General features: G+C 70.1%; 24 protein-coding genes. 12 read left to right on the top strand and 12 right to left on the bottom strand.

Translation table 11 applies throughout. The annotated features are described in order from the left end of the window. Positions 1-9 precede the first annotated feature (9 nt). The 3 genes from OHB01_RS25795 to OHB01_RS25785 all read left to right on the top strand — a co-directional run bounded on the left by OHB01_RS25795 (position 10) and on the right by OHB01_RS25785 (position 2731). A complete protein-coding gene (locus OHB01_RS25795; protein ID WP_328854076.1) occupies positions 10-411 on the top strand; it encodes a hypothetical protein in 402 nt (133 codons plus the stop codon). 51 nt (positions 412-462) lie between these two features. Beyond that, the gene (locus OHB01_RS25790) at positions 463-1992 is read left to right on the top strand and encodes a hypothetical protein (protein WP_328854075.1); all 1530 of its coding nucleotides are present in this window, start codon (positions 463-465) and stop codon (positions 1990-1992) included. 100 nt (positions 1993-2092) lie between these two features. After that, the gene (locus OHB01_RS25785) at positions 2093-2731 is read left to right on the top strand and encodes a hypothetical protein (RefSeq protein ID WP_328854074.1); all 639 of its coding nucleotides are present in this window, start codon (positions 2093-2095) and stop codon (positions 2729-2731) included. Between the two features lie 236 nt (positions 2732-2967). Here the strand turns inward: OHB01_RS25785 and OHB01_RS25780 are convergent, their stop codons facing one another. The 8 genes from OHB01_RS25780 to OHB01_RS25745 form a co-directional block, all read right to left on the bottom strand. Next, entirely contained in the window at positions 2968-4257 is a 1290-nt protein-coding gene (locus OHB01_RS25780) for an IS256 family transposase (protein WP_419197551.1), read from the bottom strand. A 231-nt stretch (positions 4258-4488) separates the two neighbouring features. After that, positions 4489-5055, bottom strand: a complete 567-nt coding sequence (locus tag OHB01_RS25775) for an HAD domain-containing protein (RefSeq protein WP_142651838.1) — start codon at positions 5053-5055, stop codon at positions 4489-4491. An 18-nt stretch (positions 5056-5073) separates the two neighbouring features. After that, complete coding sequence (locus OHB01_RS25770) at positions 5074-5724, bottom strand: class I SAM-dependent methyltransferase (protein WP_142651839.1); 651 nt, start codon at positions 5722-5724, stop codon at positions 5074-5076. Continuing rightward, positions 5721-6638, bottom strand: coding sequence for a hypothetical protein (locus tag OHB01_RS25765; RefSeq protein WP_328854072.1), 918 nt, complete (start codon positions 6636-6638; stop codon positions 5721-5723). Before OHB01_RS25765 ends, OHB01_RS25770 begins: the two co-directional genes overlap by 4 nt. Positions 6639-6707: 69 nt before the next feature. After that, a complete protein-coding gene (locus OHB01_RS25760) occupies positions 6708-7454 on the bottom strand; it encodes a hypothetical protein (protein WP_328854071.1) in 747 nt (248 codons plus the stop codon). A gap of 44 nt (positions 7455-7498) precedes the next feature. Next, positions 7499-7651, bottom strand: a complete 153-nt coding sequence (locus OHB01_RS25755) for a hypothetical protein (protein WP_328854070.1) — start codon at positions 7649-7651, stop codon at positions 7499-7501. 189 nt (positions 7652-7840) lie between these two features. Next, the gene (locus OHB01_RS25750; protein ID WP_328854069.1) at positions 7841-8134 is read right to left on the bottom strand and encodes a hypothetical protein; all 294 of its coding nucleotides are present in this window, start codon (positions 8132-8134) and stop codon (positions 7841-7843) included. Positions 8135-8192: 58 nt separating this feature from the next. After that, entirely contained in the window at positions 8193-9443 is a 1251-nt protein-coding gene (locus tag OHB01_RS25745; protein ID WP_328854068.1) for a helix-turn-helix domain-containing protein, read from the bottom strand. Between the two features lie 111 nt (positions 9444-9554). On the opposite strand from OHB01_RS25745, the gene OHB01_RS25740 reads away from it, so the two are divergent. Together OHB01_RS25740 and OHB01_RS25735 are read left to right on the top strand one after the other, a co-directional pair. Continuing rightward, positions 9555-10115 carry a flavoprotein gene (locus tag OHB01_RS25740; protein WP_142651844.1) on the top strand — a complete coding sequence of 187 codons (561 nt, stop codon included), beginning with the start codon at positions 9555-9557 and terminating at the stop codon, positions 10113-10115. A gap of 32 nt (positions 10116-10147) precedes the next feature. Beyond that, entirely contained in the window at positions 10148-10321 is a 174-nt protein-coding gene (locus OHB01_RS25735; protein ID WP_168066541.1) for a hypothetical protein, read from the top strand. 280 nt (positions 10322-10601) lie between these two features. On the opposite strand, the gene OHB01_RS25730 is transcribed toward OHB01_RS25735, so the two are convergent. Genes OHB01_RS25730 through OHB01_RS25720 form a run of 3 tightly spaced genes read right to left on the bottom strand, consistent with a single transcriptional unit; the run spans position 10602 to position 13311 of the window. Next, complete coding sequence (locus OHB01_RS25730) at positions 10602-11918, bottom strand: hypothetical protein (protein ID WP_142651845.1); 1317 nt, start codon at positions 11916-11918, stop codon at positions 10602-10604. Between the two features lie 9 nt (positions 11919-11927). Further along, positions 11928-12380 carry a hypothetical protein gene (locus OHB01_RS25725; protein ID WP_142651846.1) on the bottom strand — a complete coding sequence of 151 codons (453 nt, stop codon included), beginning with the start codon at positions 12378-12380 and terminating at the stop codon, positions 11928-11930. 31 nt (positions 12381-12411) lie between these two features. Further along, positions 12412-13311, bottom strand: a complete 900-nt coding sequence (locus tag OHB01_RS25720) for a copper resistance CopC family protein (RefSeq protein ID WP_142651847.1) — start codon at positions 13309-13311, stop codon at positions 12412-12414. A 241-nt stretch (positions 13312-13552) separates the two neighbouring features. On the opposite strand from OHB01_RS25720, the gene OHB01_RS25715 reads away from it, so the two are divergent. From OHB01_RS25715 to OHB01_RS25695, 5 genes are all read left to right on the top strand, one after another. Further along, the gene (locus OHB01_RS25715; RefSeq protein ID WP_147942089.1) at positions 13553-14167 is read left to right on the top strand and encodes a hypothetical protein; all 615 of its coding nucleotides are present in this window, start codon (positions 13553-13555) and stop codon (positions 14165-14167) included. Between the two features lie 186 nt (positions 14168-14353). Continuing rightward, positions 14354-15034, top strand: a complete 681-nt coding sequence (locus OHB01_RS25710; protein ID WP_168066543.1) for an SCO family protein — start codon at positions 14354-14356, stop codon at positions 15032-15034. Continuing rightward, a complete protein-coding gene (locus OHB01_RS25705) occupies positions 15031-15519 on the top strand; it encodes a copper chaperone PCu(A)C (RefSeq protein ID WP_142651850.1) in 489 nt (162 codons plus the stop codon). The genes OHB01_RS25710 and OHB01_RS25705 overlap by 4 nt, the downstream gene beginning before the upstream one ends. Beyond that, the gene (locus tag OHB01_RS25700; protein ID WP_142651851.1) at positions 15516-16736 is read left to right on the top strand and encodes a Dyp-type peroxidase; all 1221 of its coding nucleotides are present in this window, start codon (positions 15516-15518) and stop codon (positions 16734-16736) included. Before OHB01_RS25705 ends, OHB01_RS25700 begins: the two co-directional genes overlap by 4 nt. Positions 16737-16776: 40 nt before the next feature. Then, on the top strand, positions 16777-17493 hold the full coding sequence (locus OHB01_RS25695; protein WP_142651852.1) for a DsbA family protein: 717 nt from the start codon (positions 16777-16779) through the stop codon (positions 17491-17493). A 63-nt stretch (positions 17494-17556) separates the two neighbouring features. Here the strand turns inward: OHB01_RS25695 and OHB01_RS25690 are convergent, their stop codons facing one another. Next, entirely contained in the window at positions 17557-18858 is a 1302-nt protein-coding gene (locus tag OHB01_RS25690; RefSeq protein ID WP_142651853.1) for an acyl-CoA dehydrogenase family protein, read from the bottom strand. Between the two features lie 137 nt (positions 18859-18995). Between OHB01_RS25690 and OHB01_RS25685 the strand changes: the two genes are divergently transcribed. Both OHB01_RS25685 and OHB01_RS25680 read left to right on the top strand, forming a co-directional pair. Then, positions 18996-20807: a CoA transferase gene (locus tag OHB01_RS25685; protein WP_142651854.1), complete on the top strand. Its 1812-nt coding sequence runs from the start codon at positions 18996-18998 to the stop codon at positions 20805-20807. Beyond that, positions 20804-22417: a class I adenylate-forming enzyme family protein gene (locus OHB01_RS25680; protein ID WP_142651855.1), complete on the top strand. Its 1614-nt coding sequence runs from the start codon at positions 20804-20806 to the stop codon at positions 22415-22417. The genes OHB01_RS25685 and OHB01_RS25680 overlap by 4 nt, the downstream gene beginning before the upstream one ends. Positions 22418-22447 lie beyond the last annotated feature (30 nt).

Here is a 22447-nt window from a genome sequence, read left to right as displayed (position 1 = left end):
GGAGGTCTCATGTCCCTGATCGATGAGCTGTCCAAGGCGCACGCCGAGCTGGAGGCATGGCGCGACGTCGACACCGCTCTGCACGCGTTCCTGGTCGCGTCGGAGGCGGCCAGAGCCATGGAAGGCGCGAGCGCCCCAGAGGAATTTCCGGCGTGGGTTTCGGCCGGAAGCGCCGCGTTCGAGGGAGCGTCGGCGTTGAGGTCGGTTCCTGCCACGGCGTACGACATGCCGCTGGTCTTCAAGGACGCCGACGACCGGTCAGCTGTCACAGAGGCGATGGCTGCCCTGGGCGGGCTTCTCCGAGAGGTGATGGCCGAAAGGGCTCTCGATCTGAAGACCCCGGACGCCCGGCTTGCCGCGCTGACCGCCTCACGCTGCGGGACCCGTATTCAGCTTTTCCTGGGCGGGTGAACGGCCATGACTACTGTCTTCGGCGTCTTCTTGCGTGAGGCGTCCGAGCAGATGAACACGGCCGTCTATTGCGCGGAGCGGTCCGTTTCCGGTGTCGCCGCCATCGCGACGATCCAGCCGGCGCGCCGGATGACGACGGTCCTGCTCCGCTACCTGGACGATCTCGCACCCGAACGCGCCCCCGCGCACGAGCGGCTGTCCCATCTGTGGGACCGGGTGAACCATCCGCGCGTCCTGCTGCAGGAAGCCGACGTGATCCTACGCGACCTCGACCGGCAACTCACCGGCCGGAATCGCAACACCGCGCATCCCGTTCCGGTCCATGTCGCCGGCGCCGCGCTCGCCCTCGGCACCGGCCATGACCTGCTGAAGACGCACTACAACCCACGGTCGGACTGGGCGAACGCGATCGAGGACATGAGCGTCCGGCACGCGGTGCTGGACATCGTGGCACGCCAGGCACAGCTCCTCGGCCGAGTCATGAAGGCGGCCCGAGCCGAAGTGCGCAGGGCGGGTCTGGACAGCGTACGGCTCGACCGGTTGGTCACCGCTCTGCAGACTGCGGGTGACATCGCCTTCCGGGTGACGGCGCCGGGCGCCACCGAGACGCTGGCCGCCGTACCCCTCAGGGCGACCCAGCCACCGTCCGCGCTACCTGCGACCGCTTCGGTCGAGCAGCTCTGCGCCGGGATCATCACGAACGCCGAGGGGATACGCACGGCCCAGCCCGAGGCGGGAGGGCAGCTGTCGTCCGCGGACTGCCGGCGCAACGCCACCGCCGCCGTCGTGGCCCTCCACTGCGCCTACCAGGCGGTCACGATGCTGACCCGACGGCACATCGAACTGCATCCCGCCCGCGAACTGCTTGTCCGCCGCGCACTCCGCCAATCGGCGGAAGGTCTTCACCGTGTGCTCGACCGCTGGCAAGCCGTACGGCACCGCTGGCAGCGGCTCCTGTTCGACCAGCGGCGTCCAGGCCCCGCGGATCACCTTGACCAGATGACCATTCGCCTGGGCCGTCTCATCTCGGCCAACCCGGAGTGGACCTTCGAGCTGCGGAACCTGCCGGCGCTGAAGTCCCCAGCCGAGCTGGCGCCGACGACCGCGGACATGTCGCAAATTCTGCTTTCCGTCCGGCATGCCGTAGAAGCCCTCGCCGTACTCGGCCATCGTGATCTGGCGCAGGTCACCGCCCCTGGCCAGATCGAAGCGATCCACGCGATGTCGAGAACCACCGCTGCCGTGAACGGCCAGGTGGGAGCATCCGGGGTACGAGCCCTCGTGGGGGCGTACCGAGACGTCGTCGGCTACACGAACGCGGTGCTTGCGGATCTGAACCGGGCCGCTCTCGACACTGCGACTCCCGCGGAACGTCCGAGCGTCATGGTCGCGCTGTCCATCTTGGACCGCCGCCGAGATCCCGCCCTGGTCTCGGCACTCTTCGACGATAACACCGTGGCCAACAGCGCGACGGCATCGCAGTACACCTCGAATATCCCGGGGGCTCCCGTCGGCGCGGTCACGGCAGCCTCAAGGTCCAACTCCGACGGCGGACGGCAGGCAAGCAAGCCGACGAGGTAGTGGCGGGGAGCGGGAAGACTTTGGTTGTCTCCCCGGCTCTCGTGCGCTCCGCCATCCTGGCCCTGGGCGGCCCGAGCCGAGCCGTGAGATCGTGACGGTCATGGCGACCGAAGATCCTCTGCGCCTTTTAGGACGGCTCCGGCTCGGCCGGGAAGAATATTGCCAGCGGCTGCTGACCATGCTGATCCTCGGCGGGCCCTATCCACGGTGGAATACGCCCAACGCTCCCTCGGACCGCGGAGCCCGTTTCCTGCTTGAGCTGGACGCGCTCTCGTTCGGCACCGGCGCCTGGGATGTTCGGCCGCAGTTCGTCGACGAGTTCGACCTTCCACGGCGGCATGACGACGAACAGGGCGGAGCACCGGACTACGCGATGCTCTGGCCCGAGCGCCTGTGGATGATCGAGCTGAAGACCGAGACCGCAAGTCACCGTCAAGGGCAGCTCTCGGGGTACCTCGACCTCGCCGAACATCATCATCCGGCTCGCCGCATCGACCTCACCTACCTGACTCCGCCGATGCCTCACACACCGCCGGCCGCCCAGGCGCTTCAACCACCTCACCTGGGCTCAGGTCACTCCGCTGATCACCGCTGTGTGGGGAAACGGCGACGACGCAGAGCGGCGCGCCGTCGAACTACTGCTGGCCGCCTTGGACAGCATCGGAACCGACTGGAGCACCTGGCGCACAGCCCGGCTCCAGGTAGTGCCGGGCACCGAGCTCGAGGCTCCCGTCGCTGACACGCAGCCGACGGCCGACCCTTTCAAGCAGGCGATGGCGCTTGTCGATGCCACCGCCCGGGACGGACGGCAACGGGCCCTCAGTCACGCGGTGACGGACCTGCAGGATCTGCAGGAGCTGCGCCTATCCCTACGGCAGGCCATCTGCGCCTCACCCGGCCCCTCCCCCATTCACCACGTACTGCCCTGGATCTGGAACGCCAGAGCAATCGTCAAGACCTGTGGATCACGAGTTCCTAAGCAGCTGCTGGTGAGGGCTGATCGTCGGGGCGTTCGACGAGCTTGCCGTTGACGAAGGTGGCCCCGGCGCGGACCAGGGCGACGAGGTGGGGTGCGTTGACCGCGCGCCAGCGGGCCTGGGCCGACTCGATCAGCTTGAACGCCATGGCCAGCCCTGCCGCCCGTGAACCGGGGCCTTTGGTGACCTTGGTGCGGTGCCGGACTGTGGCGAACGTCGACTCGATGGGGTTGGTCGTGCGCAGATGCACCCAATGCTCGGCTGGGAAGTCGTAGAAGGCCAGCAGTTCGTCCACGTCGTCGACGACCTTGGCCACGGCCTTGCCGTACTTGGCCCCGTAAGCGGCCTGGAACGCCTTCACCGCCGCCAGGGCGTGGTCTTTGTCCTCGGCGTTCCAGATCTCCGCCAACGCCTTCTTCGCGCCGCTCTGTGCGGACTTCGGCATGGCTCCCAGCACGTTGGCGATTTTGTGAAACCAGCACCTTTGAGCCCTGGCCTGCGGGAACACCTCACCGAGGGCGGCCCAGAACCCCAGTGCGCCGTCCCCGACGGCCAGCACCGGCGCGCGCATCCCCCGCCGTTTGCAATCGCGCAGCAGGTCGGCCCACGACTCGGTCGACTCGCGGTAGCCGTCGGACAGCGCGATGAGCTCCTTACGGCCGTCGGCGCGCACGCCGATCATCACCAGCAGGCACAAACGGTGCTCCTCCAGGCGGACGTTGACGTGCACCCCGTCGGCCCACAGGTAGACGTAGTCCACGCCCGACAGGTCACGGTCGGCGAAGGCGCGCTGCTCGGCCTTCCACTGCTCGGTCAGCTTCGTGATGACCGGCGCCGACAGGCCGGCCGCCGAGCCGAGGAACTGCCCCAGCGCCGGGACGAAGTCACCGGAGGACAGGCCGTGCAGGTAGAGCAAGGGCAGCACTTCGGTGATCTTCGGTGTCTTGCGCGCCCAGGGCGGCAGGATCGCCGAGGAGAAGCGCTTGCGCTCGCCGGTGACCTCATCGACGCGCCTGTCGTTGACCCTGGGCGCTTTGACCTCGATCGCGCCGGCCGCGGTGAGCACCTCGCGCGCGGCGTGGTAGCCGTTGCGCACGACCAGACGGCGTCCATCGTCGTCACGCTGATCGGAGAACTGGGCGATATAGGCGTCGACTTCGGCTTTGAGCGCTTCGGCGAGCATCCTGCGGGCGCCTTCCCGGACGATCTCGTCGATCAGGGAGGAGGAGACCGGGCCGTCTGTCATGCGGCGGTCGCCGTCAGCGGGGTCAGGGACTACGGTGAGCACGGGTGTGCCTTCCCGACCGACGTTGGCGCGTCGGTCATGCATGAGACCTACATGATCATCGGGAAGGTACACCCCTTCCCTGAAGATCCACAGGTTCTAAGCATTGCTCGGAACGCCACGACCAGCGGCGGCACGGCACTCACCGCCGCTGGCGCGGAGACGGGATACGAACTGCGCCTATCCCGGTATCGCAAGCCCATCTGCTGACGGGCTGCTCGGGCGACGCTCGTATCAATCGCGCAGGGACGTGAAGGGCCGGGAGGGCATGCTGACGAGTTCGGCCATCCACGAACGGATCGTCTCCAGATGCGTCGGCAGCAGCCCGACTCTGGGATCCGGCTGGACGAGCAAGGTGGGAATTCCTGCTGCCGTCCGGCCTGCGGCCCAGGCGTGGTCGGCGGGGGTGAAGTCGTCGTCGATCCAGACGGCCTGAGCTGTGCCGAGCCAGGCCGAGACGTCGTCCCGTTTCCAGAGGTAGCCGTTGGGGTGGCTCGTCGTGATGTCCTGACGCGCCAGTTCGACATGCGCGAACGGCTCCAGGCCCAGCTTGGCGCCGATCAAGGGGCTGGCGTCGCCACGCCAACTGGTGCACCAGACCGGTGTCAGAGGCAGCTCGCTGATCAGCTCAGCCAGCATGGGCCCGTGCGTGGGATCCAGCCATATGGGAACCGGTGAGCCCGCGTCATAGCCGGTGGGTACGACGCTGTGCCTCACGTGAGTAGCCGGTCCGTTCCCCTCGCTGTCGGGGAACGGGATCAGCACGCCGTCGACGTCGATGAGCAGATAAACCTCGGGCACGACAGCCTCCTCGAACCGTCATGATTTACGGGCGACAACGAGCAAGGTGTTCGGGCCTGCCGGCGACTCACCCAGGTGCTGGAGGTCCTTGACCCGGAAACCGGCTGCCAACAGCAGCGCGACCCAGGCGAGCACGCTCGGCTCCCAGCGGCGGATCGGCATTCTGCCGCCGGACGGCAACAACAACGTGCTGTCCCGGTCACTGCGTCTGGGATGCGGAACGGCGAAGGCCAACACTCCGCCGGGCCGCAGCACCCGCGCGATCAACGGCACGAGCACATTCGGCGAGGTGAGTCCCACGGCGCCGAAGACGGAGTAGCAGATGTCGTGCGAATGGCACGACGCCTCCAGGAACTCAACCGCGTCGGCAGCGACGAAGGAGATCCCCGGCAGGTGCCCATAGCGCGTGCGCGCCCGTTCGATCTGCCTCTCCGAGATGTCGACGCCGACCCCAGTGGCGCCATGGACTCCTACAAGGTGCGCGAGGTGATGGCCCGGGCCACACCCCAACTCGAGAACGCGCGCACACGCGAGGTGTCCCAGGATCTCGGCTCCTGGCCCGCCGTCAGGCTCCGGCGTCCAATACATGCGAGGCGGAGCCGCCGCCGGCGCTGCCGACTCGACAGCCTGACGTTGCCGGGCGTGCTCCTGCCATGCCTGGCGGTTCATGGCGCGAGCAGCCGTACGGCTTCACGGAGGTGACGCCGAACGGCCTTGATGTAGACCGGATCGCTGCTCGGGTCGTTGATCCAGTGCACGGTCTGGTCCATGAACCACTCCACGATCCAGACCCGGTGCCAGCCGAGGGCCCACGCCTCGGCGGACAGGCCACCCCGTGGCGCCAAGGCCTCCTGCGATCCGCCGGCGGCGACGTAGGCTTCGATCAGCCGACGGACCCGTTGCACGTTGGCGGGCTGTTGAGTTCCAGGCCAGGAGGCCAAGTCGAGCAGGCCGGAGCCGTTGAAGGCGCGGGCGAAATCGAGCAGCCGCCATCCTGTCCGCCCGACCTGCAGCGAGCTGGGGTGGAACTCCGAGTGGCACAGCCCGAACGGCGCCAGCTCCGCCCCCTGAGCACGTACGGGAGCCACCTTGTCCAGCGCGGAGAGCATCTCGGCAATGTCGAGAGTGGATTTCCAGCGACGGACCTGCCGCAGGTAGTCCAGGTGGGCGAGCGCCCGCAAGGGCAGGGCCCGCAGTTCGTCGGCGTCGATGGTCGTCGGCAGGATCTCCGAGGGGCGAACCCGGTGGAGGACAACCGCCGCCTTGACCCCGTCGTCGTCCGCTGCCTCCCGAACCGGTTCGCCAAGGTCCTGCATCAGCATGCCGAGGATGCCGCCGCTGACGGCGGAGGCGTACAGCTCGGGGACGGGTACGCCATGAACGCCGGCCAGCTTGAGCGCCCGGTCCTCGCCGGTGAACGGCTCGGCGGCGAATTTGAAGATAGCCGTGGAGCCGTCGGGAAAGTGCAGGCGTTCCACCGCCGACAGCGACCAGGCACGCATCGGCTCACGTTTCGGCTCACCCGGGACCCTCGCCTTGGCACACAACTCGGCGCACAGCCGGGTGACGGTCAACTCATGCACGACGGTTACTCCTTCGGCATCTGGGGCGCACGGCCCGCGCTCATCGAAGCGCGGGCCGTACGGGAAGAGTCAGCTGGCGGTGCGACAGGCGTAGACCTTGGCGAGCCACTCCTCGCGGAAGCTCGTCAGCTCGGTGCGGAAGGTCTGCATCGAGGCGCCGTACGGCACGCAGGCACCGCCCGACTGGTTGGGCACCGACTGGCAGCCATGGACCAGCCGGCCGCCGAGCGCGGCGTGCGCCTTGATCGACTCGATGCGGCGGTACTCGTTGAACCATGTGCCGTGGTAGACCTCGTCGAGCATGCCGCCCTCCTCCTCGTCCAGCTCGTAGACGACGGAGGTCGCGGCGGGGAAGAACCAGCATGGGCCGACGTTGGAGATGTGGCCGTCCAGCTCGACCTTGTTGAGCGCCATGAAGGTGGCGGCCTCGCGGAGCATCCGCAGGTGGTCGGCGGTGATCTGGGGCAGGCCGAGGGTGGGCAGGTGCTCCTCACGGAACAGGTAGCTGTAGACCTCCCAGGCCGTGGCCAGCACCCGGCCCGCGTCGGAGGTGGAGTAGCCGTGCTCCTGCACGAACTCCAAGGCAAGCTGTTCGACAGCGGTCTCCGCGGACTCCTCGATGCCGAGAAGCTGGCCGGCGACGAGGTTCCAGTCGCACAGGAGCCAGGTGGAGTTCTCGAACCGGAAGAAGTACTTCTCGGGGTCGACCGTGATGGTGGCTCCGTCCACGGTGATCCCGGGGATACGGTTCCAGCGCGGGTCGAAGGCGACCGGCAATTCGACGGCGAACGCGTCGAGCTGGGCGCTCAGGGTCATTGAGGCACTCTCCTTCTGACGTGGGATTGCTGGTGGAGGGGGAGCTATCGGGCCTGCCCGGTGAGCAGGCGCTGCCAGAGCTCCATGGCTCTGGCCGTCAGGAACCACTCCGTCTCGCGTACGGACAGACCGGCCGGCTTGCGGACGGTACGGCGGATGAACACCAGGCCGCCGGAAACGCACAGCTCGTAGACCACCGGCTGGCACTCACAGGTGTGCCGTCGTACCCGCAGGTGTGTGCACCGCGCCGTCGGTTTCCTCCACACGAGCCTTTCGCAGCCTGTCTGCGGTGGCGCGACGTGGACGCCGTGGAACGGCGCGGGAAGCTGCGCGTCCTTGGGAGCGCCGCGAGGTGCACCGTGCGAGACCATACGGGTGTGCTCCGGCTAACGGTCGACCTCGGCCAGCACACGCTCGATGCGTTCGGCGGCCTCGGTGACATTCGTGACGAGGGCGATCCGTTCGGGCCAGGGGAACCAGAAGCTCCACTCCCCCTCCGCATCCGGCGCGATCATGATGTGTTCCGTGAGGACGGGAGCCTCAGGGTTCATCACGAACAGGTGGAGCGAAGACCCCTCACCGCCGCGGAGCCGCGCGGCGAAGCCCCGGCCATCGAGTGCGGCGGCGAGCGACTGGAGGGCGTCGCGGACCACCGCCGGATCGGCAAGCTGCGTACTCATGGCGCGACCGTACGGCCGGCTCACGTGGGCAAACCCAACCAGCGGTTGGGGGTGGCATTCAGGCGATGACGCGGGCTCTTGTCGCGAGGTCCAGCAACAGAGCCGGAGGACGGTGCCTCGCCTCGATCATCTCGCCGATGGTCTGCCGTGCGAGCGGATTGAAGACGACGGTCTCCGTCGACTGTGTCTCCGACATCCGGAGGCAGGTGAGGGCCGCGTCGAAATCCCGCTGCCGCATGTGCCCTCGCGCCAGGTCCAGCAGGTGCTGGGCCCGCCGATTCGTCGAGGGGATGGCGGAGACGGTGATGGCCTTGGCCCGGTCGATCGCCGCGCTGGAACGCCCTGTCTCCACCTCGATCGCGACGCCATAAATGGCGACGTTGGCCTGGCCGAACATCGTCAGAGGGTTGTGGTGAGCAGGACCGAGAGCGGAGGCGGCCCTGTGAGCGCGGTCCCAGTGCCGCCAGGCGTCGGCGCCGCGGTGGTTCTTCGCGCAGGCGATGGCGGCGAACAGGTGCAAGGAACCCCACGCCGACAGCACGGCCTGTGAGGAGCTCGACCTCGGCTCCAAGTAGGTCGCCGCGGTCGACGCCACTTCGAATGCCTCGTCAGTCTGGCCGCGCCCAAGTGCGGCCATCGTGGAAGTCCAGGCGGAGATGGCGATCAGTTGCGGATCGTCGGTCTCCTCGGCGGCGACCATCGCACGGTCGGCTGCGCGGGCCGCCAGCTCAGCCTCCCCAACGCAGTAGAGGAAACGCTGCGCGAGCTGGAAGGTCTCGGCGAGAAGCGCCCAGGTGGTGCGCCGCATGCTGGGCGCGGCCGCTCGGTGCAGGTTCAGTGCGTCTTGTAGCAGGCCGGGCGCCACCGCGCCCAGAGCGGTGTACGGCCGAGCCGACCCATGCCAGGCCGACCAGGCGACGGCCAGCCGACTCCGCAGCTTCTCGCTCTCGGCGAGCAGGTCATCCACGGGCTGCGGCGGATAGATCGGCGTGGACAGCACTTGGCGAATGGCGGGAACAGCCTCGTGCCGGATCCTGCCGCCCTCGGTGACGGCGCACGTCATGCCCTGAAGCCGGTCTTCGACGATGAGGCTCAGATCTCGTACGCCGAGCACGTTCGCCAGGGCGACGAGGGTGGAGAGCTTGTCCAGGCGCTGCTCGCCGCGCTCGACCTGACGCAGCCACTCCTCCGTCCGTCCGCACAACTCCGCACACGCGCGCAATCCAAGGCCTCGGCGCAACCGAAGCACTCGGACGCGCCTGCCGATGCGCCGGTCCAGCTCTCCACTTTCCACGTGCTCAGTCGCCATGGCACGACCTCACGTTGGGGACGTAGTGTTCGCCTCGACCACGGTAACCGTGTCCGTGGGTCAGCGGATAGTAACCGATGGTGATCGCAGAGGAATGGGGAACGGCGGGATATGGCAGAAAGCAAGCCGGTTCTGTATGTGATCGCGTGCGGAGGCCGGCCGGCGGGTGAGCTTCCCGCCTTCGTCGAGCGCCTTGCGGCGGACGGCTGGACGGTCTGCATCATCGCGACGCCGTCAGCCACGAAGTTCACCGACGCCGAGCGGCTCAGCAAGCTCACCGGCTATCCCGTACGGCACGACTACAAGCGGCCCGAGGAGCCGGACGTGCTGCCCCCGGCGGACGCCATGGCGGTCGTCCCGGCGACCTTCAACACCACCAACAAGTGGGCCCAGGGCATCAGCGACACCTTGGCACTGGGCCTGCTGAACGAAGCCCTCGGGCTCGGCCTGCCGATCGTCGCCGTCCCCTGGCCCAACCATGCGCTCGCGAGGCATCCCGCCTTCCCCAGCAGCGTGGCCCGGCTCGAGGAATGGGGCGTACGGATAATCCTCGATTGGGACCGTCTCCCCGCCCCCAACTCAGGCGCCCCAGGAGCGGTCTTCTTTCCCTGGGACGATCTTTACGAAGCACTGCACGCCATACGCGAAGGCTTCGATTCTTCATCCAGCTGAAGCGGTTTCACTGCCCCGCTCTCCACATCACGGTGGCCGTCACACGCGAAGGCCTTTCGCCACACGCCCTGCAGGCCACCGTGGTCCGCTTCCCCGTCTACCCGGTCGGCGGGCTCATCGCGGTGCTCGCCACGCTGTACCTCATGTGGCGCTTCATGGCCTCCCGGTTCACCCTGCAACGCCGCCCACCACAACCACCGGCATGACGGGGACAGCAGCCGAAAGCCGCGCACTCGCAAGTTGCGGTGATAGCCCCCCGATACCCGGGCATCAGGGGGAGGCCGGGCATCGCTCACACGCCCGGTAAGGCGGGCAGGTCGGCTCCCAGCGGCCTGCTCATCGTCCCGCTCCCCGAGCGAATCGCCTGGTGAGCGGTGCCGTCTCCCTCATGCACGACCTGAGGTGCGGACAGGGTGTGACTACGGAGCCTGGGGCCTGTAGTAGCGGGCCCGGCTCTCGCGGTTCGTCACGGGCTCCCTTCGCGCCTCAGGCGGCGAACAGGAGAAGCAGCCCCACGACGGTGTAGACCACCATCAGCACGAGCAGGGGAATCTGCCCGAGCACGGCGGTCCGGCGGGGAAACAGGGCCAGCGCGCGGTCGTGCGCCAGGACGGTGCCCAGCACGTGGCCGATGACGATGACCGTGACCTGGAGGGTGGCGACCCCGGCCGGAGTGGTGCCGAACGCCTGGATGGTCCACCCGGCGGTGCCGAGCCAGTCCGCGCCGGTGTCCAGCGGATCGGACAGCAGGGCGATGGTCCGCTGCCCCTCCAGCAGGAACAGGGTGTAGTAGTGGGCGACGACGTATCCGACGGCTATCGGCACGATCGAATGAGCGATCTCGCCCGCCGTCATGCCGGGATCGGCCGCGCCCCATCGGCCGGCGAGCGCGGTCGCGGCCCGGTACGCCGCGAGCACCACAGCGATGACGGCCACCAGGCCCGCGGTGCCCGTGACCGGGGCCGGCACCGCGCTCTCCTGAACGAAGCGCACCCACACCGGGGCGTTGGACAGGCTGTCGTACATGGTGGAGCCCAGGAGCACGACCACCAGCGTCGTCAGCCCCGGCGCCGGTCGCAGCCCGGCCATGCCGTCGAGGGAGTTACGCCAGACCACGGCGCCGTCGCCGCGTCTCGCCGACGGGGCGAGCCTGCCCACGAGGTCGCTGTAGACCTCGAACGGATCGGCGTGGTCGAACCACCGGGAGCCGAAGACGACGGCTCCGGCGAGCATGAGCACGGCGTAGGCCGCGAGCCAGGCGCCGATGACCGGCAGGGTGGCCCGTTCGGGGGCGACGAGTTCCAGCCAGACGAAGGCGAACAGACCGGCGCAGGCGGGCCAGTATCCGACGCGAACGGGCAGTGGCCGCAGGCCGAGTTCGGGGTCGCGTCCGAGTCCCCTGCAGGCCAGCAGGTGCAGCGTCCGCAGCGGGCTCAGGCCGCGCCACACCGGGCCGAACAGCACCGACAGCGGCACCAGGCCGACCCAGAACAGGACGTAGAACGCCCCCGCCGTGGGGTTGTCGGCCCGATCGGGCCCGAAGATCAGCCCGATGCAGAAGTACGCCGCGACGACGAGCCCGGCGATCCGCCAGCCCCACCGCCAGGCCGGCGAGGTCACCGCCGTCTGGATGGCGGCGGGCACCGAGCGGGCAGCGGTGAGGGCGGCGTCCAGGCGCGGTTGTTTCCACAGCGCGCCGAGCGCTACGAACGACACCAGCAACGCGAGGGCCGCGCCGGTCAGCGCGGCCGAGAACGGGATCGGCAGGTCCTGACGGCCCCCGACGCCGTGAGCCAGCAGCATCCCGGCGGCCTAACGCACGACGAGCTGGAACAGCTGCAGTCCCGAGCCGTGGGTTTCCATCTCGAACAGACCGGTCTGATCGGCGACGAACTCGATGCTCGCCGGGGTGCCGGGCTGAAGCTCGGCCTCCTTGTCGTACCCGTGCAGATGCGCCTCGTCGGCGGCGTCGCCGGTGACCGTGATCCGCACCGTCTGGCCCTTGGTCACCTCGATCCGTCCCGGCGGCGGGGTGACCTTCCGACCGGCGATGGTGACCGTGATCTCCTTCACGGCCGAATCGGCGGGGGCGGCGGCTGCTGACTCCGCAGGGGCCGCGGGAGCCGATTCGGCGGATGCCGGGGCGGCCGACTGGGCGGGGGCGGCGGCATCCGACCCGCCGCAGGCAGACGTGGCCATCAGCAGGACCACGCCGAGCGGGAGCGCGGCGAGCAGCGGGCGCAGGCGGGCAGGGACGATCATCATGGGGGGGTTCTCCTGAAGGGGTGGTGGCGCGTCAGCGTCGCCTGGTGGATTTGGAACGCTCTGGGGTGCGCGACGACGCCGCGCGTGCGGGTTTCTTCGCCTGTGGGCGGCCGGAAGGCCGCCCGGGCGCCGGGGTGACGGGCGCAGGTCTCCGCGCTGCCCGCACCACCAGGACGCCCGCTCCGACGACCAGGACCGCGGGCACCAGCCATACCGACAACCCGCTGCCGGAGTCGCCCGGCTGCGCTGCCCTCGCGGCGGTGCCGGCCGTGCCGGTTTCGGGCACGGCGCCCTGACTGCCACCGGTTTCGGGAACCGCGGCCGCGCCGGCGCCAGCCTGTGGCGCCGCGGGGCCCATCGCCGCCGGGCTGCCCCCACTCTGCGGCGCCGGGGGCTGGGCGCCGCTTCCTGGCTCGGCCGAGGCGAGCAGGCTGGGGTCGGGCTCGTCGTCCGGGGCCTGCCAGCCCTTCGGCGGTCCCGAGGTCGGGCCCTTGTAGGTGAACCGCAGCTCACCCTGCACCGGCTCCCCGTCCGAGGCGATCGACAGATACCGGACGACGTACTCGCCCCGCTCCGGCCAGTAGGCGACCGGGATCTGCGCCGGGTATCCGGTGTTGTACACGCTCGGTTCCCAGAAGCCGTTCACCAGGTGATACTCCTGGACCGGCTTGTCGAGGCGCTTGGGTCCACCGTGCGTCCAGGGCCGGTCGACCCGGGCACCGCTGGGAGCGGTGACCGCGAAGTACGCGTTCGGAGCGGGCGCCTCGGTGAAGTAGAGCGCGAGGGACTCCATCGGCTCGCGCACCGTACTGTCCTTGACCGGTGTCGACATCGCGAGCTGGCCGTGGGCGGAAGCAGGCGCCGCCAAGGCGGCCATCGCCAGCACACCGACGATGATCAGCAGAAGCAACCGGCCCAACCAGCGCGCCATGGTCACTTCTGCTCTCCACGAAATACGGCCCCTGAATAGGGAGATTCGGCTCGGACCGATAAGACCGACAGCGACGAGATTACCGACTTTCACCACAAAAGAACACAACTTGGATCGCTGACAACAGAAGTAGATATGTTGCCGTTAGCGCTGCCGCGCGGGTCCGCCTGTAGACTGCTGCTCTACGCGGCGTAGAGCAGAGGTGGAGGTCGTGCGGCGCCCGCCTGGATGGTTTCGGCTGATGCGTGCCGGGGTTTTCGCCCTGGTGTGCGTTGGCCTGTCCCAGGTAGGTCATGATCTGATGGCCCCGCGGCCGGTGCCGGCATGGTCGGTAGGCATGGCATTAGGCCTGGTCACGATGATCGGCTACCGGCTGGCCGGTCACGAGCGGTCGACCCGCTGGCTTCTGGCGGCGGTGGAGGCGGTCCAGCTCTACCTACACGCGTGGTTCACCTGGACGACCCCGGCGGACGGAACCTACAGCGTCGGCGCACACACCATGATGCCGGGGCACACGGCCTCGGTGGCCCTCGCGCACGGCGCGATCCCCGCACATCACGGGATGTCTGTCCCGGCGATGTTCGCCGCGCACGCGGTGGCGGGCGCGTTGGTCGCCTTCTGGCTGTCGGTGGGTGAACGCGCGCTCTGGCGGGCCCTGCGTTCGCTGGCGTTCGCCGTCTCAGCCCACCTCTGCCGCGTTCTCGCTCTTATCGGGCCTGTGGCGATCCCCACCCACCCGGGCGCGGCGCCCGTGTCGCACGACGAAGACGATCTTTCGGCCACGACCGCGCTCCGGCACACCGTGGTCCGTCGGGGGCCCCCGAGGCGACGGCGTATCTCCCTTCATCCCGCCTGACCGCGCCGGATCTCGTCCGGGCAAGGCACCGCGTCGTCTGAAGCACCGGGCCGTCCACGGCCCCGGGCCGCCTGTGGTCGTCCTCGGCATCGTCCTGGTCAGGCGTGCCGTCAGCCTGCCCGAGAACGAGGAACGACCTTGACCCATCCACCAATTACTTCGGCGGCGCCCCGGCGAAGGTCCGCTGTGCGACGATCGGCGGCCGGGCTCGCCCTGCTGCTCCTGACCGGAGTGCTCGCCGGCTGCGCGGGATCGGCGGACACCGCCGCAGCGCCCGTACGGTTGCTCGGCCCCGCGCGCGAGTTCCACGGAACCTGGCTGGAGCAGCCGCTTCCCGAGCCCGACGTGACGCTGACCGACACCTCCGGCAAGCCGTTCGACCTGCGGCGAGACACAGCGGGCCGGCTCACGCTCGTGTACTTCGGCTACACCCACTGCCCGGACATCTGCCCGACCACCCTGGCCGACCTCGCCGCAGCCCTGAGAGATCTGACCGGACCCGAGCGCGACAAGATCTCCGTCGTCTTCATCACCACCGACCCCGACCGGGACACCCCAGGGGTCGTCAAGTCGTGGCTCGCGTCCTTCGATTCCTCCTTCGTCGGGCTCACCGGCGACTACGCGACGATCCGGTCCGCGGCCAAGTCGGTGGGGATCGCGCTGGAGCCGCCGGCGACCAAGAAGGGCACATACGAGGTGACGCACGGCGCCCAGATCATCGCCTTCGACGGCACCCACCGAGGCCGCCTGATCTTCAGCTCGGGCACATCGTCCGCCGATTACGTGGCCGACCTGCGCAAGCTGCTCGGGCGAGTCACGCTGGGAAGCTCCACACCGGGTGCCGGCGGCCAAGGAGCGGCGTCATGACCGCTCTCGCGAGAACCCGCACGCCTCTGATCGTCGCGGGTATCGTCGTGGCCGCCGTCGTGGCCGCGATCGCCTGGGTGTCGACCGGCCACGCCGGGCCTATGAAGATTTCCGATCTGCGCGTGACAGGGGCGTACGTTCCGCAACCGGCCTCCCCGGACGTGGCCGCCGCCTACTTCACCGTCACCAACTCCGGCAACGTCCCCGCCGTGCTCACCGGCGTCCACACCGACGTCTCCGACATGTCGATGATGCACGAGAACACCGGCACCACCATGACGATGCTCCACTCGGTGACCGTACCCGCACACGGCACCGTCGCTTTCAGCCCCGGCCGCTACCACATCATGATCGAGTCGCCGGCGCGGGCTCTGAAGCAGGGCGACCACGTGACACTCATGCTGAGCTTCGCCAAGCTCGGCCAGATCACGGTGACCGCTCCCGTTATGCCGGTGGGCTACCGTCCCCCGGCTCCGAATCCATGAGCGCCGCGGGCGCACCGCGCCGGTTCACCCGGCGCGGCGTGCTGGCGGCGACCTCGGCGGCCGGCGTCGCGGCCGTCGCGGGAGCGGTGGGCGGCGACGCCGCGGCCTCGGTCTTGCGAGGGGAGCGTGCCGAGGAGGTGGGCGGACGGCGCATTCCGTTCGACGGCGCCCACCAGGCCGGCGTCCTGGCCCCGGCCGCCGCACACGGGTGGTTCGCCGCCTTCGACCTGGCCCCCGGCGTCACGGCCCGCCAGTTGGAAGCTCTGCTGCGCACATGGACACGTGACGCCCGGCTGCTGACGGCGGGCGAGCCCGTGCCGGGAGACGACGCCATGGCGCTGGGTCACGGGCCGTCCTCTCTGACGATCACCGTGGGTTTCGGCGCCTCGCTGTTGCGCAAGTTGACGATGGCCGTTCCCGCCGAACTCGCCGCGATCCCGCCCTTCCCTCGCGACCAGTTGGACCCGGGGCGCGGCGACGGCGACATCGGCGTGCTGCTGACCGCCGACGACGCGGTCGTCGTCGCCCACGCCCTGCGGGCGCTGAGCCGTACGGCACGCGGAACGGCGGCCGTGCGATGGCAGATGAGCGGTTTCAACGCGGTCGACGGAGTCACCGTGGCCAAGGGAGCCACCCCCCGCAACCTCATGGGCCAGCTCGACGGAACGGGCAACCCGAAAGTGGGCGAGCCGGGGTTCGACACGCACATCTTCGCCACCGATCCGGGGTGGATGCGCGGAGGCAGCTATCTGGTGTTCCGGCGCATCCGGATGCTGCTCGACGCGTGGGACACCCTGTCACGCGAACGGCAGGAGCAGATCGTCGGGCGGCGCAAGGACACCGGGGCCCCGCTGTCCGGCGGCACCGAGTTCACCCCGTTCGACCTCGGCAAGCAGATCCCCGGCGGCGGGCTGGCCATCGGCCCCGGCGCCCACGTGCGGCAGGCCGCCCCCGCGTCGAACGGCGGGGCGACGATCCTCCGGAAGGGGTTCTCCTATTTCGACGGCTTACGGCCCGACGGCGCGCCGGACGCCGGGCTGCTGTTCCTCGCCTTCCAGCGCGACCCCAGGGACGGATTCACCCGGATCCAGCAGCGCCTGGCGCTGGCCGACGAACTCAGCCGGTTCATCGTGCACGAGACCAGCGCGCTGTTCGCCGTCCCACCCGGGACGAGTTCCCACGGCTACCTCGGCCAGAGCCTGCTGGAGGCTCTGTGACCGCGCCGCACGACCGAATCTCGAAGATCAGGAGAGATGCATGAGCACATCGAAGCGCGAGCGGCTGCGTCAGGAGCGGATCCGGCAGGCGCAGAGGGAGAAGCGACGCCGGAGACTGGTGCTCGTGTCCGTCTGCCTGGTGGTGCTCGTCGCCGCCGTGGCCACCATCCTCGTGCAGATGAACCGCACGAAACCCACGTCGTACGCCGGCGACCTCGCCCCCGTCAGCGTTCAGGAGGACGGGACGGTCGTCATGGCCCGATCCGGGACGACGAAGCCGGTGCTGGACATCTACGAGGACTTCCAGTGCCCGATCTGTAAGGAGTTCGAGCACATCAACGGCGCACAGATCAAGCAGTTCGCCGCGGAAGGCAAGATCAAGGTCGTCTACCATCCGATCGCCTTCGTCAATCCGCAGGGGTCCCTGCGGGCCGCCGCCGCCGCGCGGTGCGTACCCGGCGACTCCTGGACGGCCTTCCACGACGAACTGTTCGCCAAACAGCCGGACGAGCGGGTCGCCCTCACGGTCGACGACTTGAAGAAGTTCGCCGACGACGCCGGAATCACCGACTCGGCCGTGCTGTCCTGCATGGAATCCCAGAGGCATGCCGCCCAAGTCCAGCAGTACACCCAGGCGGCCTTCTCCTCCGGTGTCCAGGGCACTCCCACGGTCCTGCTCGACGGCAGGAAGCTGCCCGACGACCAGGTCCTCACCTCCAGCGGCCTGCGCGGCACGCTGGAGAACGCGACCAAGTAAGAGACGCGTGCCAACCCCGGCCGTTCCCCAGCGAGAAGACGGACGCCACGGCCGGGGCCGGTGTCAACGACGCCGCCGCGCCGGTTCAGGCGGTTCCGCGCATTCGCGATGGGCACCGGTACTGACGCCGTTGTCGACGCCTCCGGCCTGACGCTCATTGGCGACAGCCTCCGGCCGCGCCGCTTCCGCTGACCCGCCGCACCTTCCGGGGCTTTCGCGGAGCACCCGTCGGGCCGTCGCCGTGATGTGCAGCTCATCGGGCCCGTCGAGGATGCCGGCCGTCCGGCCGGTGCGGAACAGCCGGGGCAGCGCGGTGTCGGGACCCAGTCCTTCCGCACCGTGGACCTGGATGGCCGCGTCGGTCACCTGCCGCAACATGCGGGCGGCCGCGACCTTCGCCAGGCCCGTCTCTGTTCTCGCGTCCAGCCCCGCATCCAGACGGGCGACGGCCTCGAAGACGAGCGGCCGGGTCGTCCTGATGGCGAGCAGCGCGTCGAAGACGAGCTTCTGGACGAGCTGGTGATCGGCCAGCCGTCCCGTGGAGGTCCGCCGGTCACAGGCTCGCCCACACATGAGGGTGAAGGCGCGTTCGGCCTGGCCCAGCCAGCGTAGGCACCGAAGCAGACGGCCGAGCCGTACGCGCCGCGCCACCACGCGCAGGCCCTCGCCCTCCTCACCGACGAGGTGGTCGGCCGGCACGCGCACGCCGTCCAGGGCGATCTCCCACTGACCACCCGCACCGAGGACGGGCAACTCGCGCACCACCCGGAATCCCGGCGAGGACGTGGGGACGAGCAGCACCGACAGTCCGTTCTTGCCGGGCGGCGCGCCGGCCGTACGGGCGAGCACGGCGGCGAGGCTGGCAGCGGCAACGCCGCTGACGAACCACTTGCTGCCGCGTAACGTCCAGGAGCCGTCGGGCTCCCGAGTCGCGCGTGTCGTGGTGAGGGCCGGGTCGGATCCGGGGGTGCCCGGCTCGGTCATCGCGTTGCACAGCGACAACCGCCCATCGGCGACCTGCTCGCGGTACGCGTCGTGCCCGGCCAGGGTCACCAGGTCGAGCAGCGCCGATCCACCGAGCACGGCGGGGCCGTGGTCGCTGGCGCCCTCCGCCTCGGCGACGTGCGCGTACTCCAGCAGGGACAGTCCTGCCCCGCCCAGGTCGCGCGGGAGCGCCAGCCCCCACAGGCCCTCGGTCCGAGCCTGCCGGGTGAGCCGCTCGGTCAGTTCCCGAGCGCGCCTGCCACCGGCGTCGAACGTGTCCTCGTGCGGGACGATCCGATCGCGGACGAACGCGCTCACTCGCTCGCGCAGTGGGCGGACATGCGGCGGGCAGGCCGGTTCGCCCCATTCAAAGTCCGACATTGCAACCTTCCAGACATTCCGGGAACTCGGCGAAATATCCGTACGACTCCTCCACGGGACACGTCGCCGAAAGACGCCGACGAGTTCCACACGCGGCATGCACGGCTCGCGGGGCCTCACCGCGGGGAAGGAGAGTCATGGCACATCCCGAGACGATTCGATCGGCCCTCCCGCTCACCGACGCCGTGGTGCGTACGGGCGGCCCGCCCTCGCTCACCTCGACGATCGCGCGCCAGCTCCGCCTTCTGGGAGCACATGACCTCGAAGGAACACCGACCGGGAGCGATGGGGTCGTGACGCTCACCGGCGTGGACGGAAGCCTCAGCGCGGAGATCGCCTGGGCCGGCGTCACGCCGGCGGAGGAGGTGACCGACGAGGCCACCGCGCAGGCCGCCACCGGGGTGGCGCACGTGCACGGCCGCCGGGACGGCACACCCCGCGGGCTCGCGGTCGACTACTTGTCCATGGCCGCCGGAGTCCTGGCGTCGCAAGGGCTGCTGGCGGGCCTGATCGGCCGGTATCGCGGCCTGGCCGTCCAGAGCGTGCGCACCGCCGTGGACCTCGCCGGGCTGCTCGCCGTGGCCCAGTATCTGGCCTGCGCGGCGGCCGAGGAGGACGAGGCGGTGCCGCTCGCCCCGGGCGGTCCGCCGTTCACCACCTCTGACGGCGTCGTCTTCGAGGTCGAGACGCTGGACTCACGGGTGTGGGTGACGTTCTGGCAGCGCCTCGGGACGACCGAGCGCCTCGCGGGCTCTGCCTGGCGGTCCTTCCAGTTCCGGTACGCCACCGCGTGCTGTCCTCTGCCGCCCGAGTTGCACGCGCGGGCGCGGGCGCACACCTGGGATAACGTACGGGCCGCCGCGGATCGGTCAGGCGTGTCGCTGTGCGTGCTCACCCGGCTCGTCGACCGCCTGACCGATTCGCGCGCGGACGCGCCCTGGCTGCTGTCCCTTCTGGGACCGGGCGCCACGGCGGGTGCGGCCGGCAGGCCGGCCTCCGCCGACATCGCCCGGCCGCTCGCCGGATTCACGGTCGTGGAGGCCGGCCGGCGCATCCAGGCCCCGTTGGCGACCTGCGTTCTGCGCATGCTCGGAGCCGATGTCATCAGGATCGAGCCGCCCGGTGGCGACCCGCTCAGGGGCATGCCGCCGACCTGCGGCGGACTGTCGGCGCGCTGGCTGGCGCTCAACCGGGGCAAGGGGGCCGTCGAGATCGACATCAAGTCGGCGGCGGGGCGTGCCGAACTGCTCGACCTCGTCGCGGGCGCCGACGTATTTCTGCACAACTGGGCTCCCGGCACCGCCGAGCGCCTCGGCCTCGACGACGGCGATCTGTCGGCCGTCAACCCCCGGCTCGTGTACGCGTACACGAGCGGCTGGGCGGGACGGCTGCCCGACGCGCCGCTGGGCACCGATTTCATGGTCCAGGCACGCTCGGGCCTCGCCGAGGCCGTGCGGCCGTCGGGCGAGGCCCCGGCCCCGTCGCTGATGACGCTGCTCGACGTCTTCGGCGGCCTCATCGGGGCCGAGGCCGTGCTGGCCGGGCTCCTGCTGCGCGAACGGGAGCGGCGGGGCGTACGGGTGGACTCCTCGCTGCTGGGCGCGGCGGAGATGCTCACCGGGCCCGCGCTACTCCGGGCCGCCCGAGGTGAACAGCCCCGAGCCCCGGAGAGATTCCGGCGGCCCCTGCGCACCGCCGACGGCTGGGTCGCCGTCGCCGACGACGACGTCACCCGGGCGCAGGAGCTCACCGGTCCCCGCGGCCGGCTGAGCGACCAGGGCGAGATCACCACGGCGGAGGCGGTCCGCTTCCTTCGAGCCGAGGGCGTTCGCGTCACGGCGGTGACAGCCGCGCTCGACGCCATGACCGGCGATCCGCGCTTCGCCGCGGCCCTCACCCGTGACGCGCACGGGGCTCTCATCGTGCCGACCCCCTGGAGGTTCTCATGACCGCTCAGCTGATCGACCTCGTCCCGGCCACGCTGCGCCGGGAGTGGGCCGCCGAGGGCACCTACCCCGATCTCGACCTGTACGCGCTGTTCCGGGCGCACCGTGTCGCCGATCCCGGCCGGATCGCGGTCGTCGACGCGGCGGGACACCTGAGCTATGCCGAACTCGACATCCTCACTCGCTCCGCGGCGGCGGGCCTGCGGGCGCTCGGCGTGTGCGAGGGCGACGTCGTCGGAGTCCAGTTGCCCAACGGCGCGGACGCCGTGATCGCCGACCTGGCGCTGGCCGCCCTGGGCGCCGTGGCGCTCCCCTTCCCCGTCGGCAGGGGCGCCTCCGAAGCGGTCTCGCTGCTCGGCCGCTCCGGGGCGAGGGCCGTCATCGCCGCCTCGGAGCATCGGGGCGTCCGCCATGCGGCCGATCTGGTGGCGGCGGCGGAGCGGCTGCCCGCGTTGCGGTTCGTCGTCGCCGTGGGACCGGGCGAAGCGCCCGCGGGCAGCGTGCCGTGGGCCGAGTTGACGGCCGGGTACGACCCGGGGTTCGTCCCGGCCCGGCCCGATCCCGACGAGGCCGCCCGCATCCTCGTCTCCTCCGGCTCCGAGGCCGATCCCAAGATGATCGCCTATTCGCACAACGCGCTGGCCGGCGGGCGCGGCAACTTCCTCGCCACCCTGATCGAGGACGGCTGCCCTCCGCGGTGCCTGTTCCTGGTCCCGCTGGCCTCCGCCTTCGGCAGCAACGGCACCGCCGTCACCCTGGCCAGGCACGGCGGCACGCTGGTGCTGCTCGACCACTTCACCCCCGAGCACGCCCTTGCCGCGATCCGCGACCACCGGCCCACGCACGTGCTGGCCGTACCGACCATGGTCCGCAAGATGCTCACCGGACCGGTGCCGGAACCGATGCCGCCGATGACCGCGCTGGTCCTCGGCGGCGCCGACCTGGACGCCCCGACCGCCGCGGCGGCCCGTGAGCGGTTCGGCTGTCCCGTGGTCAACCTGTACGGCTCGGCCGACGGGGTGAACTGCCACGGCGGCCTGCGGCCGGAGCCGCCGGCCGCGGGGCCCGGCACCGTCGTCGGCTCACCGGATCCGCGGGTCACCGACATCCGCATCGACCCGCTCGAGAACGACGACCCGGTGGGAGAGATCATCGCCCGTGGCCCGATGACTCCCATGTGCTACGTCGGGGCGCCCGAATTGAACCAGCGCTACCGAACCGCCGAGGGCTGGGTGCGTACGGGCGATCTGGGACTGATCGACGAGCACGGGCGTCTGCGTCTGGTGGGCAGGCTGAAGCAGATCGTCATCCGAGGAGGACTCAACATCAGTCCCGCCGAGGTCGAGCGAGCCGTGGCCACTCATCCCGGTGTGGCCGAAGCGGTCTGCCTGGGGGTGCCCGACCCGGTGTTCGGTGAGCGGCTCGCCGTGTGCCTCGTCGCGCGGCCCGGTATGACCGTCGACCTCCCCGGCCTGTGCGCGCATCTCGCCGCGCATGGCCTCGACAAGCGCAAGCACCCCGAGTCGCTGCTCGTCGTGGAGTCAATCCCGCTCAACCCCGCCGGCAAGCCCGACCGGCGGGCGCTGCGCGATCGCTTGCTGACATCAGGCTGAGCGACTGCTGGGGCCGGAGCTGCCTCCGGC

Source organism: Microbispora hainanensis (genome assembly GCF_036186745.1).
Classification (GTDB): Bacteria; Actinomycetota; Actinomycetes; order Streptosporangiales; family Streptosporangiaceae; genus Microbispora.
The sequence above is the reverse complement of the archived record's forward strand: the minus strand, read 5'-3'. Positions and strand labels throughout refer to the sequence as shown.

Excerpts from the sequence above, each read along its gene's own strand:
- OHB01_RS25690 (WP_142651853.1), bottom strand. The coding sequence starts at position 18,858 with ATGTCGGACTTTGAATGGGGCGAACCGGCCTGCCCGCCGCATGTCCGC.
- OHB01_RS25700 (WP_142651851.1), top strand. The coding sequence starts at position 15,516 with ATGAGCGCCGCGGGCGCACCGCGCCGGTTCACCCGGCGCGGCGTGCTG.
- OHB01_RS25740 (WP_142651844.1), top strand. The coding sequence starts at position 9,555 with ATGGCAGAAAGCAAGCCGGTTCTGTATGTGATCGCGTGCGGAGGCCGG.
- OHB01_RS25790 (WP_328854075.1), top strand. The coding sequence starts at position 463 with ATGAACACGGCCGTCTATTGCGCGGAGCGGTCCGTTTCCGGTGTCGCC.
- OHB01_RS25715 (WP_147942089.1), top strand. The coding sequence starts at position 13,553 with ATGCGTGCCGGGGTTTTCGCCCTGGTGTGCGTTGGCCTGTCCCAGGTA.
- OHB01_RS25745 (WP_328854068.1), bottom strand. The coding sequence starts at position 9,443 with ATGGCGACTGAGCACGTGGAAAGTGGAGAGCTGGACCGGCGCATCGGC.
- OHB01_RS25685 (WP_142651854.1), top strand. The coding sequence starts at position 18,996 with ATGGCACATCCCGAGACGATTCGATCGGCCCTCCCGCTCACCGACGCC.
- OHB01_RS25725 (WP_142651846.1), bottom strand. The coding sequence starts at position 12,380 with ATGATGATCGTCCCTGCCCGCCTGCGCCCGCTGCTCGCCGCGCTCCCG.
- OHB01_RS25730 (WP_142651845.1), bottom strand. The coding sequence starts at position 11,918 with ATGCTGCTGGCTCACGGCGTCGGGGGCCGTCAGGACCTGCCGATCCCG.
- OHB01_RS25750 (WP_328854069.1), bottom strand. The coding sequence starts at position 8,134 with ATGAGTACGCAGCTTGCCGATCCGGCGGTGGTCCGCGACGCCCTCCAG.
- OHB01_RS25760 (WP_328854071.1), bottom strand. The coding sequence starts at position 7,454 with ATGACCCTGAGCGCCCAGCTCGACGCGTTCGCCGTCGAATTGCCGGTC.
- OHB01_RS25795 (WP_328854076.1), top strand. The coding sequence starts at position 10 with ATGTCCCTGATCGATGAGCTGTCCAAGGCGCACGCCGAGCTGGAGGCA.
- OHB01_RS25705 (WP_142651850.1), top strand. The coding sequence starts at position 15,031 with ATGACCGCTCTCGCGAGAACCCGCACGCCTCTGATCGTCGCGGGTATC.
- OHB01_RS25720 (WP_142651847.1), bottom strand. The coding sequence starts at position 13,311 with ATGGCGCGCTGGTTGGGCCGGTTGCTTCTGCTGATCATCGTCGGTGTG.
- OHB01_RS25785 (WP_328854074.1), top strand. The coding sequence starts at position 2,093 with ATGGCGACCGAAGATCCTCTGCGCCTTTTAGGACGGCTCCGGCTCGGC.
- OHB01_RS25695 (WP_142651852.1), top strand. The coding sequence starts at position 16,777 with ATGAGCACATCGAAGCGCGAGCGGCTGCGTCAGGAGCGGATCCGGCAG.
- OHB01_RS25770 (WP_142651839.1), bottom strand. The coding sequence starts at position 5,724 with ATGAACCGCCAGGCATGGCAGGAGCACGCCCGGCAACGTCAGGCTGTC.
- OHB01_RS25680 (WP_142651855.1), top strand. The coding sequence starts at position 20,804 with ATGACCGCTCAGCTGATCGACCTCGTCCCGGCCACGCTGCGCCGGGAG.